This window comes from Pseudomonas sp. M30-35, from assembly GCF_002163625.1.
Taxonomy (GTDB): Bacteria; Pseudomonadota; Gammaproteobacteria; order Pseudomonadales; family Pseudomonadaceae; genus Aquipseudomonas.
Map to the genome: position 1 here is coordinate 3,693,902 of NZ_CP020892.1, position 15,451 is coordinate 3,709,352.

General features: G+C 54.4%; 17 protein-coding genes. 12 read left to right on the top strand and 5 right to left on the bottom strand.

What is annotated here, in order from left to right; all coding sequences use genetic code 11:
* Window positions 1-199 precede the first annotated feature (199 nt).
* From B9K09_RS17055 to B9K09_RS17080, 6 genes are all read left to right on the top strand, one after another.
* A complete protein-coding gene (locus B9K09_RS17055) occupies window positions 200-1,282 on the top strand; it encodes an alpha/beta fold hydrolase (RefSeq protein ID WP_087519143.1) in 1,083 nt (360 codons plus the stop codon).
* 248 nt (window positions 1,283-1,530) lie between these two features.
* Window positions 1,531-2,241: a dihydromonapterin reductase gene (folM, locus tag B9K09_RS17060; RefSeq protein WP_087517943.1), complete on the top strand. Its 711-nt coding sequence runs from the start codon at window positions 1,531-1,533 to the stop codon at window positions 2,239-2,241.
* Window positions 2,242-2,263: 22 nt separating this feature from the next.
* The gene (gene folE, locus B9K09_RS17065; RefSeq protein ID WP_087517944.1) at window positions 2,264-2,824 is read left to right on the top strand and encodes a GTP cyclohydrolase I FolE; all 561 of its coding nucleotides are present in this window, start codon (window positions 2,264-2,266) and stop codon (window positions 2,822-2,824) included.
* Window positions 2,825-2,826: 2 nt separating this feature from the next.
* Window positions 2,827-3,198, top strand: a complete 372-nt coding sequence (folX, locus tag B9K09_RS17070; protein ID WP_087517945.1) for a dihydroneopterin triphosphate 2'-epimerase — start codon at window positions 2,827-2,829, stop codon at window positions 3,196-3,198.
* A 132-nt stretch (window positions 3,199-3,330) separates the two neighbouring features.
* Window positions 3,331-3,627: a DUF1244 domain-containing protein gene (locus B9K09_RS17075; protein ID WP_087517946.1), complete on the top strand. Its 297-nt coding sequence runs from the start codon at window positions 3,331-3,333 to the stop codon at window positions 3,625-3,627.
* Between the two features lie 5 nt (window positions 3,628-3,632).
* Window positions 3,633-3,974, top strand: a complete 342-nt coding sequence (locus tag B9K09_RS17080; protein ID WP_087517947.1) for a HopJ type III effector protein — start codon at window positions 3,633-3,635, stop codon at window positions 3,972-3,974.
* A gap of 81 nt (window positions 3,975-4,055) precedes the next feature.
* Here B9K09_RS17080 and trxB read toward each other — a convergent pair whose 3' ends face one another.
* Window positions 4,056-5,003: a thioredoxin-disulfide reductase gene (trxB, locus tag B9K09_RS17085; RefSeq protein WP_087517948.1), complete on the bottom strand. Its 948-nt coding sequence runs from the start codon at window positions 5,001-5,003 to the stop codon at window positions 4,056-4,058.
* A 268-nt stretch (window positions 5,004-5,271) separates the two neighbouring features.
* On the opposite strand from trxB, the gene cysZ reads away from it, so the two are divergent.
* Window positions 5,272-6,033: a sulfate transporter CysZ gene (gene cysZ / locus B9K09_RS17090; protein WP_087517949.1), complete on the top strand. Its 762-nt coding sequence runs from the start codon at window positions 5,272-5,274 to the stop codon at window positions 6,031-6,033.
* Window positions 6,034-6,062: 29 nt separating this feature from the next.
* Window positions 6,063-7,265: a glycosyltransferase family 1 protein gene (locus tag B9K09_RS17095; RefSeq protein ID WP_087517950.1), complete on the top strand. Its 1,203-nt coding sequence runs from the start codon at window positions 6,063-6,065 to the stop codon at window positions 7,263-7,265.
* Window positions 7,266-7,368: 103 nt separating this feature from the next.
* On the opposite strand, the gene B9K09_RS17100 is transcribed toward B9K09_RS17095, so the two are convergent.
* From B9K09_RS17100 to B9K09_RS17115, 4 genes are all read right to left on the bottom strand, one after another.
* Entirely contained in the window at window positions 7,369-8,472 is a 1,104-nt protein-coding gene (locus B9K09_RS17100) for an NADH:flavin oxidoreductase (protein WP_087517951.1), read from the bottom strand.
* Between the two features lie 234 nt (window positions 8,473-8,706).
* Window positions 8,707-9,444 carry a nitroreductase family protein gene (locus tag B9K09_RS17105; protein ID WP_087517952.1) on the bottom strand — a complete coding sequence of 246 codons (738 nt, stop codon included), beginning with the start codon at window positions 9,442-9,444 and terminating at the stop codon, window positions 8,707-8,709.
* Window positions 9,445-9,520: 76 nt separating this feature from the next.
* Window positions 9,521-10,030, bottom strand: coding sequence for a glutathione peroxidase (locus B9K09_RS17110; protein ID WP_087517953.1), 510 nt, complete (start codon window positions 10,028-10,030; stop codon window positions 9,521-9,523).
* Window positions 10,031-10,178: 148 nt separating this feature from the next.
* The gene (locus tag B9K09_RS17115) at window positions 10,179-10,664 is read right to left on the bottom strand and encodes a peptidylprolyl isomerase (protein WP_087517954.1); all 486 of its coding nucleotides are present in this window, start codon (window positions 10,662-10,664) and stop codon (window positions 10,179-10,181) included.
* Here B9K09_RS17115 and B9K09_RS17120 point away from each other — a divergent pair.
* The 4 genes from B9K09_RS17120 to B9K09_RS17135 all read left to right on the top strand — a co-directional run bounded on the left by B9K09_RS17120 (window position 10,633) and on the right by B9K09_RS17135 (window position 15,444).
* Window positions 10,633-10,980, top strand: coding sequence for a DUF3565 domain-containing protein (locus B9K09_RS17120; RefSeq protein ID WP_087519144.1), 348 nt, complete (start codon window positions 10,633-10,635; stop codon window positions 10,978-10,980). The genes B9K09_RS17115 and B9K09_RS17120 overlap by 32 nt on opposite strands.
* Window positions 10,981-10,999: 19 nt before the next feature.
* Entirely contained in the window at window positions 11,000-12,196 is a 1,197-nt protein-coding gene (locus tag B9K09_RS17125) for an acetate kinase (RefSeq protein ID WP_087517955.1), read from the top strand.
* Window positions 12,197-12,265: 69 nt separating this feature from the next.
* Window positions 12,266-14,359 carry a phosphate acetyltransferase gene (gene pta / locus B9K09_RS17130; protein ID WP_087517956.1) on the top strand — a complete coding sequence of 698 codons (2,094 nt, stop codon included), beginning with the start codon at window positions 12,266-12,268 and terminating at the stop codon, window positions 14,357-14,359.
* 197 nt (window positions 14,360-14,556) lie between these two features.
* Complete coding sequence (locus B9K09_RS17135) at window positions 14,557-15,444, top strand: acyltransferase (protein WP_177408734.1); 888 nt, start codon at window positions 14,557-14,559, stop codon at window positions 15,442-15,444.
* The last annotated feature ends 7 nt before the right edge of the window (window positions 15,445-15,451 follow it).

Genomic DNA, 15,451 nt, shown 5'->3' on the forward strand with positions numbered 1-15,451 from the left:
CAGCTACAGTAGTTTGGGGTTACAAAATCCATAAAAGCACCTCGGAAGGGTCCTATAGACTGCTCTGAAGTCGCTTACATATTGCCTACCGATTTGTAGGCAGGCGGCGCTGCCAGCAACGTAGAACCATCTTCATAGCTCCGCTTTGCAGCCGTGAGCTGATTATTCCGCGCAAATGGACTGTTTCTATATGACCCGCATGACTCGTTTTTTTTCGAACAATTTGATGACCACTGCTGCGGCCTTTCTCAGCATAAGCCTGGCCACCTTACCCGCCCATGCAACCACCACCGAACCGGCAAAAACAGCTTCAACAGCAGCGACACCACCGGCTTACGACATCGACCTTGCTAATTACCAATATCCCTATCCCGTCAGCTTCTTTGAACTGAACAGCCAACAACACGCAGGCTCGACTCAGCCGCTGAAAATGGCTTACATGGACGTACCCCCTGCAGAAGGTAAAAGTAACGGTAAAAACATCGTTCTGATGCACGGTAAAAATTTCAACAGTGCCTATTGGCGTGACACCATCAAGGTGCTGACAAACTCGGGGTATCGAGTCATCGCACCGGACCAGATCAGCTTCGGCAAATCGACCAAACCCATCGCGTACCAATACAGTTTCCAGCAACTGGCGAATAACACCAAGCAACTGCTCGACTCTTTGGGTGTCGAAAAAGCCAGCATTTTGGGTCACTCCATGGGCGGAATGCTCGCAACTCGCTTTAGCTTGATGTTCAGCGATGTCACGCAACAGCTGATTTTGGTCAACCCGATTGGCCTTGAAGACTGGAAAACCAAAGTCCCTTACGCCTCAGTAGATGCTATCTATAAATCGGTACTGGCAAGCAACTACGAGCAGGTCAAGCAATACCAGCTTGCCAGCTACTACGATAACAAGTGGCAGCCTAGCTATGACGAATGGGTCAATCTACTGGCCGGCATAACCAGTGATAAAGATTACCCACTGTTCGCCTGGAATGCGGCGTTAACCGCAGACATGATCTTCACCCAACCGGTGGTCTACGAGTTTGGCCAAGTGAGCATGCCGACCTTACTGATCATTGGCACACGTGATCGTTCTGCACTTGGCAAGGACCGGGTCAGCGGCGAAGTAAAAGCTTCGCTCGGCCGCTATGACCAACTGGGTAAACAGACGGCTAAAGCGATTCCCGACGCAACATTAGTGGAACTCGATAACGTCGGTCATATGCCGCACATCGAAGCGTTCGATCGCTTCATCAAGCCGCTGGTAAGCTTTTTGGACGAATCAAAGTAAGCGACTAAATGATGACCTGCCGCACGGCAGGTCATCCACCGCCTGTGTTCAGCACTCACCTTTCTCAACTCGAAGACCTGGGGATGCAGAGTTGAGCGGCTCATCTACCGTTCGCGCATAAGCCTGCATGGTTGTACAAGAACAACTGCTGGTATAGCGTTAAGCACGGTTCGGCTGGAGTTCGCATTACGGGTCAGAGATCCGGTGCGACGTGACTGAACCGCCTTAACCTTTAACCCGAGTGAATCATGAGTGCCGACCTCGCCCCGATTTTGATTACTGGCGCCAGTCAACGCATTGGCCTGTACTGCGCCCAACGCCTGCTGGATGAAGGGCAGCCGGTCGTTGTCACCTACCGTACTGAGCGCAACAGTATTGAGCACCTGCGCGCACAAGGTGCGCTGGCAATACCCGCCGACTTCAGCTCCGAGGCCGGTATCCTCGAGTTTATCGAAACACTTAAAAGCCAAGTGCAGAGCCTACGAGCAATCATTCATAACGCCTCGAGCTGGCTGGCTGAGCAGCCCGGTCATGAAGCCGAGACATTCCAGCAAATGACCAATGTGCACATGTTGGCGCCCTACCTGATCAACCTGCACTGTGCGGCGTTGCTAGAACAATCGCCCTGCGCCGATATCATCCACATCACCGATGATGTGGCGCGCAAAGGCAGCGCCAAACATATCGCCTATTGCGCGAGCAAGGCAGGCCTTGAAAGCCTGAATCTATCCTTTGCCGCCAAATATGCCCCCTACATCAAGGTCAACAGCATTGCGCCCGCGCTGATCATGTTCAATCCAGATGACGATCATGCCTATCGCAGTAAAGCGTTGAAAAAGTCAGCACTGGGCATAGAACCCGGTCCCGATGTGATCTACCAATCTATACGCTACTTACTCGACTCGCCGTACACCACGGGCACCACCCTTACCGTAAATGGCGGCCGCCACCTGAAATGAAGCGGGCCTTGAGGACTCTTGAATGAACGATCAACTGTCCAATCAGTATCGTGAGATATTGATAGGAGTGGGCGAAAACCCCGAGCGTGAAGGCTTGCTGGACACACCCAAACGCGCAGCCAAAGCCATGCAGTACCTGTGTCACGGCTACACAACAAGTCTCGAAGAAGTGGTCAATGGTGCACTGTTTGCCAGCGATAACGATGAGATGGTCATCGTCAAGGATATTGAGCTCTACTCGCTGTGCGAGCACCATTTGCTGCCCTTTATTGGCAAGGCGTATGTCGCGTATATCCCGACCGGTAAAGTGCTGGGCCTGTCAAAAATAGCCCGAATCGTCGATATGTACGCGCGCCGCCTGCAAATTCAAGAAAACCTGACTCGGCAAATTGCCGACGCTATTCAGACAGTCACACAAGCCAAGGGGGTTGCGGTGGTCATTGAAGCCCAGCACATGTGCATGATGATGCGCGGTGTCGAAAAGCAGAACTCAGTAATGAGTACTTCTGTCATGCTTGGGGCGTTTCGTGAGTCGTACAATACCCGCCACGAATTTCTGCAATTGATTGGACGGAGTAAGTAACTATGCCGCGACTGGAACCCGGGATGGCACGGATTCGCGTCAAGGATCTGCGCCTGCGCACCTTTATCGGGATCAAAGAAGAAGAGATCAACAACAAACAAGACGTGTTGATCAATCTGACAATTCTCTACCCGGCAGTAGACGCTGTACGTGACAACGACATCGATCACGCACTGAACTACCGCACCATCACCAAGGCGATCATCCAGCATGTTGAAGACAATCGCTTTGCCTTGCTCGAGCGCCTGACCCAGGAAATTCTCGATTTAGTCATGCGCAACGATGCCGTGCGCTACGCTGAAGTGGAGGTCGACAAGCCCCATGCCCTGCGTTTTGCCGAGTCCGTGTCGATCACACTTGCCGGTCATCGCTAAGCGCAGAAAGTGATGGTCTTGCGCAACGCCTCATGAGGGCGTTGCGCAACGACAACCGCAGCAAGGATTGCCGCCCGGCTATTAGCCTTTTATTATCGGCGCATTCCTGCCCTGCCCGCCCGGAGCACTGCCATGACTGATCAAGAACGTCTCGAACTCGAAGCCGCTGCTTTCCGTAGCCTGGTGCAACATCTACGCAGCCGTCCTGATGTGCAAAACATCGACATGATGAATCTGGCCGGTTTCTGCCGGAACTGTTTGTCCAAGTGGTTCAAAGCTGCAGCAGATGACAACGGGGTAGCGATTACCCCGGACCAGGCCCGCGAAGAGGTTTACGGCATGCCGTACGCTGACTGGAAAGCCAAATACCAGCAAGAAGCCACAGCCGAACAATTGGCTGCCCTGAACAAGCAAAACAGCAAAGGATAAGTTGCATGAGTGCCCTGCAAGAATTTCGTACACGCCTGAACAGCGACACATTCAACTTTGCTGAAACCCTGGAATTTATTGCCAGCCAGTATCATTACCAGCCCAGCGCCTTCAGCAACGGTGGCGTTGAAAACGCAGCGGGGCAAAACGAGGGGTCGTGTAAAGTCCTCGGCTTGGCATTACTCGAAGAACTGAGCGATGACGAAGCGCTGCGCTGCTTTGGCGAACACTACCGCAGTGTCCTGGCAACGCCGGAAGGTTCAGACCACGCCAACATCCGTGCTTTGATGGTGCATGGTTTGCGCGCCGTTAAGTTTGCGCAACAGCCGCTTAGCCGTTCGCGGTAAAGACTGGATTTGACGCAACAATTTAACCCAACAAAAAAAGCCCCGCACAATGCGGGGCTTTTTGGTTAGCTTACGCAGTAATCACAGTCCATCAAGGTAGCGTTCAACATCCAACGCGGCCATGCACCCGGCGCCTGCCGAGGTAATCGCCTGACGGTAGATATGATCCGCCACATCACCCGCGGCAAACACCCCCGGCACGCTGGTCGCAGTGGCATTACCTTCACGACCGCTCTGAACCACCAGATAACCATCTTTAAGCTCAAGCTGGCCCTCGAACAACGAGGTATTTGGGGTGTGACCAATGGCGACAAACAGCCCGTCCACCTTCAATTCCGAGTGGCTACCGTCGTTATTGAGCAAACGCACACCGGTAACCCCCATGTCATCACCCAGCACTTGCTCAACCTGAGCATTGAGCTTGAGCTCGATCTTACCCTCGGCAATTCGTGCCTGCAGTTTGTCTTGCAGAATCTTTTCGGCGCGGAAGGTTTCACGGCGGTGAACCAACGTTACTTTGTTGGCAATGTTGGCCAAATATAACGCTTCCTCAACTGCGGTATTCCCCCCGCCAACTACCGCAACTTCACGGTTACGGTAAAAGAAACCATCACAGGTGGCGCAAGCTGAAACGCCCTTACCCATGAATACCTCTTCACTCGGCAGGCCCAAATAGCGAGCACTTGCCCCGGTCGCGATGATCAAGGCTTCGCAGCTGTAGGTTGCGTTATCACCCACCAAGGTAAACTGCTTACCGGCAAGATCAACTGCATTGATGTGGTCAAACACGATCTCGGTTTCAAAGCGCTCGGCATGCTCTTGCATACGCTGCATCAGTGCCGGGCCGGTAAGGCCATGCACATCACCCGGCCAGTTATCGACTTCAGTGGTGGTCGTGAGCTGACCACCCGCCTGCATACCGGTAATCAGCAGCGGCTTGAGGTTAGCCCGAGCGGCGTAAACCGCTGCACTGTAACCAGCAGGCCCAGAACCCAGGATAATGACGCGTGCGTGACGTGTAGCCGACATAATTGACTCCCACAGGCGCTGAGCCTGACAAAATAAAGCGGGGCTACCTGGACACCTAGGGGAAGGTCATGGTCAAAGCAGTAGCCCCAAAACTTAACTGTGGCGAAGATTACCGGGGCTGCTTGATTGATGGAAATTTGCTTTAACAATTCACCGCATAGACCACGACTATAACTGTGTAAAGACACCGGGCTAGCGCCTGCCGAAGCTTTCCCCTGCGCTGTAAAGTCGGTAAGGTCTGCACAACTTGTTTTTCACGGAAACTCCTATGCCTGCCCCCGTACTATCTGGCCCGCAATACCTCAGCGAAGGCCTTAAACTGGTCCTCAGCCCCGGTCTGCGCCTGTTTGTACTCTTGCCGCTGACCATCAATTTGCTGCTGTTTGGCGCTCTAGTGGGCTTTGCCACGCAACAATTTAGCGGCTGGGTCGACACCTTTATGCCTAACCTTCCCAATTGGTTGAGCTTTCTTGAGTACATCATCTGGCCGCTGTTTGTGGTGTTGGTGCTGCTGATGATCTTCTTCACATTCACCATGCTCGCCAATATTATTGCGGCGCCATTCAACGGCTTTCTTGCTGAGAAAGTTGAAGTTGTAGTGCGTGGTGAGGATAACTTCCCGCCGTTCAGCTGGGGTGAACTTGCCGCAATGATGCCGCGCACGCTGAGTCGCGAAATGCGCAAACTGGGCTACTTTCTGCCACGGGCGATTGGCCTGTTCGTGTTGTCGTTTATCCCAGTGGTCAATTTAGTTGCCGCGCCGCTCTGGCTATTGTTCGGGGTATGGATGATGGCAATTCAATACATCGACTACCCGGCGGACAATAACAAGATGAGCTGGCAGGACATGCTCGCCTGGTTGCGTGAGAAACGCTGGCAGTCACTCGGTTTTGGAGGAAGTACCTACCTGGCCCTGTTGATCCCCGGCGTTAACCTGGTGATGATGCCTGCGGCCGTAGCAGGTGCCACGTTGTTTTGGGTACGCGAGCGCGGCGATACTCGGGTAGCGCCCAGCCAAACACATTCATAATATCGCAATAAATTCGTCACATTGACTACATGACAGCAGCCGAAACTGCTGTCATGAACACACCTTCACTGTACATCGCACTCATTACTGAAACCTTCACGCCTGAAATCAACGGCGTGGCCAATACCCTTGAGCGATTGGTTAATGGCTTGCGTGAGCGCGGCCATCAACTACAGCTGATTCGGCCACGACAAAGCAGCGACCGCGAGCGCAAAAGCGACGAGCATTTAGTGCTCACGCGCGGCTGGCCGCTACCCGGTTATGCGGGGTTGCAGTGGGGCCAGTCAGCGCGGCACAAACTCCTCAATCGCTGGCGCAAACAACGCCCAGATGTGTTGTACATCGCCACAGAAGGCCCGCTCGGCTGGTCTGCATTGAGCGCAGCCAAACACTTGAATATTCCTGTTGTAAGTGGCTTTCATACTAACTTCCAACAATACAGCGGGCATTATGGCGCCGCCGTGTTGACGCGGCTAATCACCAATTACCTGCGCTGGTTTCATAACCGCTCACGCATGACTCTGGCGCCAAGCGTCAGCCAGAAAATAGAACTGGAACGGCGCGGTTTTGAGCGTGTTGAACTGCTCTCGCGCGGTGTAGACAGCCAATTGTTTAATCCGTCAAAGCGCTCAAGTGAGCTCCGCCAGCAATGGGGGCTCGGTGAGTCAGATACCGCAGTGATTCACGTCGGCCGACTGGCCGCAGAGAAGAATCTGAAACTGTTGATTAACACGTTCATGGCGCTGCAACAGAGCTATCCACAGCGCAACCTGAAACTGATTCTAGTCGGCGACGGGCCGCAACGCGCTGAACTACAGGCGCAACTACCCGAAGCGATATTTTGTGGCGTGCAGCGCGGCGAACAACTGGCGGCGCATTACGCCTCAAGTGACCTGTTCGTCTTCCCCAGCCTGTCCGAGACCTTCGGTAATGTACTGCTTGAAGCTCTGGCGTCCGGGCTCGGCGTAGTTGCTTACGATCAAGCCGCAGCCAGTCAACATATCCGCCATGGGCACAACGGCGCCCTCGCGACACCTCAAGACCAACAGGGTTTTATTGAGGCAGCGTGCTGGCTACTTGAAGCGCCTGAAAGCCTACGCAGAGTACGCCTCAATGGCAGGCAGCACGCAGCGCGCCAAGGCTGGACAGCGATCATCGATCTGTTTGAAGAACATCTACGCAATGCGCTGCAACCGATAACCCAGCTACCAGCTGGTCGCACCTTACCCTGACCCCAAGCCCTGACGCCGTGAAATCAGCAGGCATAAAAAAGCCCCGATGTGCCGGGGCTAAGGAAAGTGCTCGGCCAGTATGTGGCTGAGCAAGCTTTAAAGGTTAAGCAAGGCTCATCAGAGCTTCGCGACTGAACGGTAGAATCTCTTCCTCACGGCCGTCACGGACTTTCAACGACCAATCAGGGTCGACAAGCAGCGCACGGCCGACTGCAACCAGATCGAACTCCTGATTATTCAAGCGCTCAAGCAGCCCTTCAAGCTTGGCTGGCTGTGCGACCTTGTCAGTGTTGACCATAAACTGCAAAAACTCGCCATCAAGCCCAACGCTGCCAACGGTGATAGTCGGTTTGCCGATCAATTTGCGTGTCCAGCCTGCCAAGTTCAACTCTGAGCCTGCAAATTCAGGCTCCCAGAAGCGTCGAGTCGAGCAATGGAAGATATCCACGCCAGCCTCTGACAGGGGTTTGAGAAACGCTTCAAGTGCTTGCGGGGTTTCGACCAAGCGCGCGGTGTAGTCTTGCTGCTTCCACTGCGAGAACCGCAAGATGATTGGGAAATCAGCACCCACAGCAGCGCGTACGGCCTGAATCAACTCAATCGCAAAGCGTGAACGCTGAGCCAGGTCACCGCCGTACTCATCGGTACGCTGGTTGCTGCTTTCCCAGAAGAATTGATCTATCAGATAACCGTGGGCGCCGTGCAACTCGACCCCATCCATTCCAATGCGCTTAGCGTCAGCCGCAGCTTGGGCGAATGCAGCAATGACGTCGCGGATGTCGTCGTGGCTCATGCCGTGGACAATCACTTCACCATTCTTTACTTTTTCGCACGGGCCATAGCCCGGCACGCTCGCATCAGGCTCAGTGCCGAGTTTGCGTACGTTGCCTACGTGCCACAATTGCGGAACGATCTTACCGCCTTCGGCATGGACGGCTTCAACCACTTTCTGCCAGCCCGCCAGTGCATCCTCACCATAAAAACGCGGCACATTCGGATACCCATTGGCAGCCTTGTGGTCAACGGTGGTGCCTTCGGTAATGATCAAGCCGACACCGCCTGCAGCACGGCGCCGGTAATACTCGATAACGTCGTTGTTAGGCACACCACCCGGCGAGAACGAACGGGTCATCGGCGCCATCACCACGCGACTCGGCAGCGTCAGGTTACCCAACTTAAACGGCTGAAACAGGGCTTGTGCAGTCATAACTTCTCCAGCAGCGCGCCTTGATCGAACTCAACTGAGTGATGGCGCGCAGCGAATCCAATTCCGGTAATTATCAATGCAAGACCCGCATCTGGTCAGCGACACTCGAGAAGGCAGGCGCCCCACCATCAAGTGAATGCATCAATGAGTTGAACGCGACAATAGAGCTGAGCAAGCACTATTCCCAGCACTATTGATAGTAGTGATTAAGGTAAAACATCACTGAACGCGGGTTCACAGCCACGTGACATGCTGCTCCATGGGGAAACGCAGGCGCGGGTTATAAATCCCCTTCTCACCTTGCTTACCGACAGCCAGTAGCATGATCGGTATCGCCGCACGGGGAATATCCAATGTGCGGCGTAAGCGCACTTCGTCGAAACCTTCCATTGGACAGGTTGAATAACCATGGCTCTGAAAAGCCAACATAAGATTTTGCGCCGCCAATGAAGTCGACTTAACTGCCCAGATACGCATTTGCGCCTTGCTGTTGGGTGTACGCATCAAGGGTTTGCTCAGCGCCATAACGCGCAGTAACTGACGCTTGAGAAAGCCGTACAACCCCATCGGGCCCTGGTTGTATTGAAACGGTGCAGTCTTGCGATAAAAACTCTGGATACGCGCCGGTACTTCAGGTTCCGGCCACTGATCAATGATGCTTTCGCAGGCTTGCTGCCAGGTATCAGGCCGTGCCAGCACCGCGATAATCAATGGGGCCTTTGCTGCATTCTGGCTCATACACACCGGATGCAGCTTGGTAAGCAGAGCAGGATCACGGATAACCTGAAAGCTCCAGGGTTGTAGGTTGCATGAGTTGGGCGCCAATACGGCCAGCTCAAGGCAGTCAACAATGACCTCATCGGGAATCGCTTCAGCGGTAAAACGGCGCACCGCGCGGCGGCTTTCGATCAGCTTACGCAAAGCCTGCGGCGACAACATTTGCGGATCGGAGCTGGTAGGAAAACTGGTCATCACGACGTCCTCGACTTATTAGGTCGATTAAGCCGCGATGCAACTGCCCAGACAAGCATGATTGCAAATCAGCCGATTACTTGGCGCCTATGGCTTGTTCAGTAATACCCACGCTGCTTTCAATCGCGTGAATCAATGCAGGATCTTCTGGCGTCATGCGTGGTGAAAAACGCGCCAACACGCGCCCATCAGGACCGACCAGAAACTTCTCGAAGTTCCAGGTGATATCCCCTGGAAATTCGGCGCCCTCGCCTGCTAGCAAACGGTATAAAGGATGACGCTCTGCACCGTTAACCTCAATCTTGCTAGCGAGTGGAAAGCTCACCCCATAATTGGCAGTACAGAACTCTTTAATCGCCTCTTCACTGTCCGGCTCTTGCCCGGCAAACTGGTTGCACGGCAAACCCAGCACGCTGAAACCGTGATCGCGATATTCTTGGTAGAGCTTCTCGAGGCCAGCGTATTGCGGGGTCAAACCGCATTTGGAAGCCACGTTCACCACCAGAACGACCTTGCCCTTAAACGGTGCTAACGGCAATTCCTGGCCGTCTAGAGCCCGCAAAGTTAAATCGTGAAAGGCACTCATGGCTTGCTCCTTGAGCTCACAGCAAATTCCACAGGGGACAAAAAAGGCGCCCTTGAGGCGCCCTTTCTTACTCACTTCTAGCTTAGCAGCCAGTCACACTTATAACAGGACCATAAGTCGTTTTGTGTGACCAAACGGCACGCAGCAATTAATGCTGGTGACCGCCTTCGCCGTGCACGTGACCGTGAGCAACTTCTTCTTCGCTGGCGTCGCGAATGTCAACGATCTTCACTTTGAAGTTCAGACGCTGACCAGCCAGAGGATGGTTGCCGTCGACAATAACGTCGTCGCCTTCCAGCTCACGAATAGTAACGATCTGCATGCTGCCGTCTGGACCGGAAGCGTGGAACTGCATGCCCACTTCCAGTTCATCGACACCTTCAAACATCGAGCGATTCAGCGTAGCCAGCAACTCAGCGCTGTATTCGCCGTAGGCGTCTTCTGGCTCAACGGAAACGTCCAGTTCATCGCCAACTTTCTTGTCCAGCAGTGCTTTTTCTAGGCCGGCGATGATGTTGCCAGCGCCGTGCAGGTATACCAGCGGTGCGCCGCCAGCGGAACTGTCTATCACCTCACCAGCGTCGTTGGTCAGGGTATAGTCGATGGATACGGCCTTATTGGCAGCGATCAGCATGGGGCAGGACCTTTTGCTTATGAATAAAGAACGGACAAGTTTAACCAAGGCCTCGCCCGAAAGCGAACCCAGCCCAGACGGACGGACTGGCAGCATAACCGTGTACTTGCTTGACTTTCGTCAGGACGAGGACGATCACTGGGTGGCCACATTGTCATGTGGCCATACCCAGCACCTGCGCCATGAGCCGCCGTGGCAAAATCGCGAATGGGTTCAAAGCCCTGAACTGCGCAGGGCTCAGCTGGGTCAACCCTTTAACTGTGGTTGGTGTGCAGCCGGTATTGCACCACCTCAAGCGGGTACAGACAGCCCCTGAGAATGCTAAGGAACGCTAAATGCAGGCATGCAATATATTAGTGATTAATTGCGGCAGCTCGTCGATCAAGTTCGCCTTGGTCAATCCGACAGAGCCCGACTTCACCCTCAGTGGATTGGCTGAACGCCTCGGCAGCGCTGATGCAGCCCTGCACTGGCAGTATCGCGGTAGCAAAGACTCCAAACCAATTGGCAATGCCGATCATCGCCAAGCGCTGGCCGAACTCCTGCCTTTAGTAGAGCGTGCCGCCCAAGGCAAGCTGTTGGGTATTGGCCATCGCGTCGTACACGGCGGCGAGTACTTCACCACTGCCAGCTGGATTGACAGCAAAGCACTGCAGGAAATCAAATCCCTGGAGCCGCTCGCACCGTTGCATATCCCGGCTAACGTTCAGGGCATTGAGGCCGCAACAAAACTGTTCCCTGATTTACCTCAGGTTGCCGTTTTCGATACTGCATTCCACCAAAGCCTACCGGAACATGCATTTCGCTACGCGTTGCCTGAAGTCCTCTACCGTCAGCACGGTGTGCGTCGCTACGGCTTTCATGGCACCAGCCATCACTATGTAAGCGCGCAGGCTGCTTCGTTCAGCGGCCTTGCTTACGGCGACAGCAGCTGGTTAGTCGCTCACTTGGGCAACGGTTGTTCGACCTGCGCGGTGGTTAATGGCCAAAGCCGCGACACCAGCATGGGCCTAACCCCGCTGGAAGGCTTGGTAATGGGGACGCGCAGTGGCGATGTCGACCCAAATCTACATGGCCATCTCGCCAGAACGATGGGCTGGAGCCTTGATGAAATTAACCACACCCTCAATCAGGACAGCGGCTTGCTTGGCTTGTCGGGTTTGTCGAATGACATGCGCACCCTTGAACAAGCTCGCGAACAAGGTCACGTCGGCGCCACGTTGGCCATTGAAGTGTTTTGTTATCGCCTGGCCAAATCGATCGCATCAATGAGCTGCGCGCTACTGCGCCTCGACGGCTTGGTCTTTACCGGCGGCATCGGTGAGAACTCAGCCCTGATTCGTAATAAAACTGTTCAACACCTTAGCTTATTCAACATGCAACTCGACCGCGAAGCCAATGCGCTGTGCATTCGGGGGGTGGCGGGGCCAATTCATACGCCGGGCCATACTCGAGTGCTGGTAATCCCTACTAATGAAGAGCGGCAAATAGCCCTCGATACACTAGCGTTGTTGAAACAGCACACCGCGTGATTGTGCCGCTGCCTTCACAACCCTGTGCGCATCCCGCACAAGCCCATAGGCTTAACCATAGGACCGAGCATGCATACCTTCTTCATTTCGCCCACCGGCTTCGGTGTCGGCCTCACCTCAATCAGCCTTGGGCTGGTTGGCGCTCTGGAGCGTGCAGGGCTCAAGGTGGGGTTCTTCAAACCCATTGCCCAGCCGCATCAAGGCGATCTGGGCCTCGAGCGTTCCAGCGAACTCATTGCACGCACCCATGGCCTGCACTCCCCTAAACCGCTGGAGCTCGCTCATGTCGAACGCATGCTCGGTGATGGCCAACTTGATGAGTTGCTCGAAGAAATAATCAGTTTCTACCAAACTGCCGCCGCCGATAAGGATGTGGTGATTGTCGAAGGTATGGTGCCAACCCGCCAAGCCAGCTATGCCGCTCGGGTGAACTTTCACCTTGCTAAAAGCCTCGATGCCGATGTGATTCTTGTCTCTGCACCCGAACAAGAAAGCCTCAGCGAGTTATGTGATCGCGTTGAAATTCAGGCTCAGATGTTCGGCGGCCCGAAAGACCCGAAAGTACTCGGCGCGATCCTTAACAAAGTGCGTAGCGAGGACGGCATAGAGGCATTTGCCGCACGCCTTAAAGAACAGTCGCCATTGTTCAGACGCGATGACTTTCTGCTGCTCGGCTGCATTCCATGGGAAGAAGAGCTCAATGCCCCGCGCACACGAGACATCGCCGACTTGCTTGGTGCGCGCGTACTCAATGCGGGTGATTATGAGCAACGCCGCATGCTCAAAATCGTGCTCTGCGCCCGCGCCGTCGCCAATACAGTGCAGTTGCTCAAGCCGGGGACACTGGTGGTGACGCCGGGTGATCGAGACGACATCATTCTTGCCGCCAGCCTTGCCGCCATGAACGGTATGCCGTTGGCAGGCTTACTGCTGTGCAGCGACTTCGCCCCAGACCCGCGCATTATTGAACTGTGTCGTGGCGCCCTGCAAAGTGGCTTGCCCGTCATGTCGGTGAGTACTGGCTCTTACGACACTGCAACCAACCTCAATCGGCTCAACCGTGAAATACCGGTCGACGATAAAGAGCGCGCGGAGAAAGTCGCAGACTTTGTCGCCAACCATATCAATCATGAATGGCTGCACGAGCGCTGTGGCACCGTGCGTGAACTGCGCATGTCACCACCGGCCTTTCGTTATCAGTTAGTGCAGCGTGCCAAGGCTGCAAACAAGCGCATCGTGCTACCCGAGGGTAATGAGCCAAGAACCATTCAGGCCGCCGCAATCTGCCAAGAGCGCGGTATTGCTCGTTGCGTACTGCTGGCCAAGCCAGAAGAAGTATTGAGCGTGGCCAAGGCGCAAGGCATCGAGCTGCCGCCTGGCTTGGAGATTCTGGACCCCGACCTGATTCGTGAGCGCTACGTTGAACCCATGGTCGAGTTGCGCAAAGGTAAAGGCCTGAACGCGCCAATGGCCAGTGCGCAACTTGAAGATAGCGTAGTGCTCGGCACGATGATGCTGGCACTCGATGAGGTCGATGGCTTGGTCTCAGGCGCGGTGCACACCACCGCCAACACCATCCGCCCGGCGCTGCAACTGATCAAAACAGCGCCCGCCTACAAATTGGTGTCTTCGGTGTTTTTCATGCTCTTGCCGGATCAAGTTGTCGTCTATGGCGACTGCGCGGTAAACCCTGACCCGAGCGCGCCTGAGCTGGCTGAAATCGCGCTACAAAGTGCTGCATCGGCGAGCGCATTCGGCATTCCACCGCGCGTTGCCATGCTCAGCTATTCGACCGGAGACTCAGGCACCGGCGAAGAAGTGGAGAAAGTCCGCGAAGCAACGCGTCTAGCCAAGTTAGGTGCGCCCGAGTTGCTACTCGACGGCCCCTTGCAATACGACGCGGCGGCGATTGAATCCGTCGGCCGCCAGAAAGCCCCCAACAGCCCAGTGGCCGGACGTGCAACAGTGTTTGTATTCCCCGACCTGAACACGGGTAACACCACCTACAAAGCCGTGCAGCGTAGCGCCGACTGCATCAGTGTCGGGCCGATGTTGCAAGGCCTGCGTAAACCGGTAAACGACCTGTCACGCGGCGCGCTGGTGGACGACATTGTCTACACCATTGCACTCACCGCGATTCAGGCTGCAAACCTGCCCAAATAAATTTGGATATTATCGCCGGTCTACTCCGAAACAGAGTTGCTCGGCGATACTCAACATTTTTTACAGTTATTGAAGCTGCCATCAGTTGAAGTTCATGCAGTTCAGGTTAACCTGTGCCCAAACCGACCTGTGGTAAAAACTACGGGCTTTGATTGAATCGGGGCGCGCCCCACCTGTTGGAGGCAATTGCCCCCATGCTGAACTTTCTTCCTGCATTTTTGCGCGGCATTATTGGCCTGTGCTGTTTAATCCTGAACACGCTGTTCTGCTGCGTGCCCTTGTTTATCGTTACCTTTCTCAAAATCTGCTTACCGTTTGCCTCGGCGCAGCGCGTGTGTAACTGGATCATGAACTTCATCCATGAATTCTGGGTAAGCTGCAACAAGGTGTGGATGGATTTAGTCTGCAGCACCCAATGGCGGGTAAACGGCCTTGAAGGCCTGGATTACCAACACTCTTATTTAGTCACCAGCAATCATCAGAGTTGGGTCGATATTCTGGTGTTGCAATACCTGCTCAATCGGCGCATTCGCCCGCTAAAATTCTTTCTTAAACAAGAGTTGATCTGGGTGCCGGTGATTGGTCTGTGCTGGTGGGCGCTTGGCTTTCCATTTATGAAGCGCTATTCCAAAGCCTACCTAGAGAAACATCCGGAAAAGAAAGGCAAAGACCTCGAAACGACGCGACGCACATGCGACAAATTTCGCGCGAACCCGGTCGGCATCTTCAACTTCCTGGAAGGCACGCGCTACCACCCAAGCAAGCATGCTGCGCAGCAATCACCCTATAAGCACTTGCTCAAACCCAAAGCTGGCGGCATCGCTTTTGTACTCGACGCAATGGGTGAGCAGATGCATAGCATCGTCAATGTCACCATCCATTATCCACAAGGCAGCCCCGGTTTCTGGAAACTGCTCAGCGGAGAGGTCAGAGAGGTGGTGGTTAATATTAAAGAATTAGAAATCCCAGCTGAATTTATCGGCAAGAACTACGACCAAGACCCAGAGTACCGGCAGGCATTCCAACAGTGGATCAATGTGTTGTGGCAAGAGAAAGATGCCGAACTGGTGACCCTGCATCAATAACCACTCA

Excerpts from the sequence above, each read along its gene's own strand:
- folM (WP_087517943.1), top strand. The coding sequence starts at position 1,531 with ATGAGTGCCGACCTCGCCCCGATTTTGATTACTGGCGCCAGTCAACGC.
- B9K09_RS17110 (WP_087517953.1), bottom strand. The coding sequence starts at position 10,030 with ATGAGTGCCTTTCACGATTTAACTTTGCGGGCTCTAGACGGCCAGGAA.
- trxB (WP_087517948.1), bottom strand. The coding sequence starts at position 5,003 with ATGTCGGCTACACGTCACGCACGCGTCATTATCCTGGGTTCTGGGCCT.
- B9K09_RS17095 (WP_087517950.1), top strand. The coding sequence starts at position 6,063 with ATGACAGCAGCCGAAACTGCTGTCATGAACACACCTTCACTGTACATC.
- B9K09_RS17105 (WP_087517952.1), bottom strand. The coding sequence starts at position 9,444 with ATGACCAGTTTTCCTACCAGCTCCGATCCGCAAATGTTGTCGCCGCAG.
- B9K09_RS17075 (WP_087517946.1), top strand. The coding sequence starts at position 3,331 with ATGACTGATCAAGAACGTCTCGAACTCGAAGCCGCTGCTTTCCGTAGC.
- folE (WP_087517944.1), top strand. The coding sequence starts at position 2,264 with ATGAACGATCAACTGTCCAATCAGTATCGTGAGATATTGATAGGAGTG.
- B9K09_RS17120 (WP_087519144.1), top strand. The coding sequence starts at position 10,633 with ATGGATACGGCCTTATTGGCAGCGATCAGCATGGGGCAGGACCTTTTG.
- B9K09_RS17115 (WP_087517954.1), bottom strand. The coding sequence starts at position 10,664 with ATGCTGATCGCTGCCAATAAGGCCGTATCCATCGACTATACCCTGACC.
- folX (WP_087517945.1), top strand. The coding sequence starts at position 2,827 with ATGCCGCGACTGGAACCCGGGATGGCACGGATTCGCGTCAAGGATCTG.
- B9K09_RS17055 (WP_087519143.1), top strand. The coding sequence starts at position 200 with ATGACTCGTTTTTTTTCGAACAATTTGATGACCACTGCTGCGGCCTTT.
- B9K09_RS17080 (WP_087517947.1), top strand. The coding sequence starts at position 3,633 with ATGAGTGCCCTGCAAGAATTTCGTACACGCCTGAACAGCGACACATTC.
- pta (WP_087517956.1), top strand. The coding sequence starts at position 12,266 with ATGCATACCTTCTTCATTTCGCCCACCGGCTTCGGTGTCGGCCTCACC.
- cysZ (WP_087517949.1), top strand. The coding sequence starts at position 5,272 with ATGCCTGCCCCCGTACTATCTGGCCCGCAATACCTCAGCGAAGGCCTT.
- B9K09_RS17125 (WP_087517955.1), top strand. The coding sequence starts at position 11,000 with ATGCAGGCATGCAATATATTAGTGATTAATTGCGGCAGCTCGTCGATC.
- B9K09_RS17100 (WP_087517951.1), bottom strand. The coding sequence starts at position 8,472 with ATGACTGCACAAGCCCTGTTTCAGCCGTTTAAGTTGGGTAACCTGACG.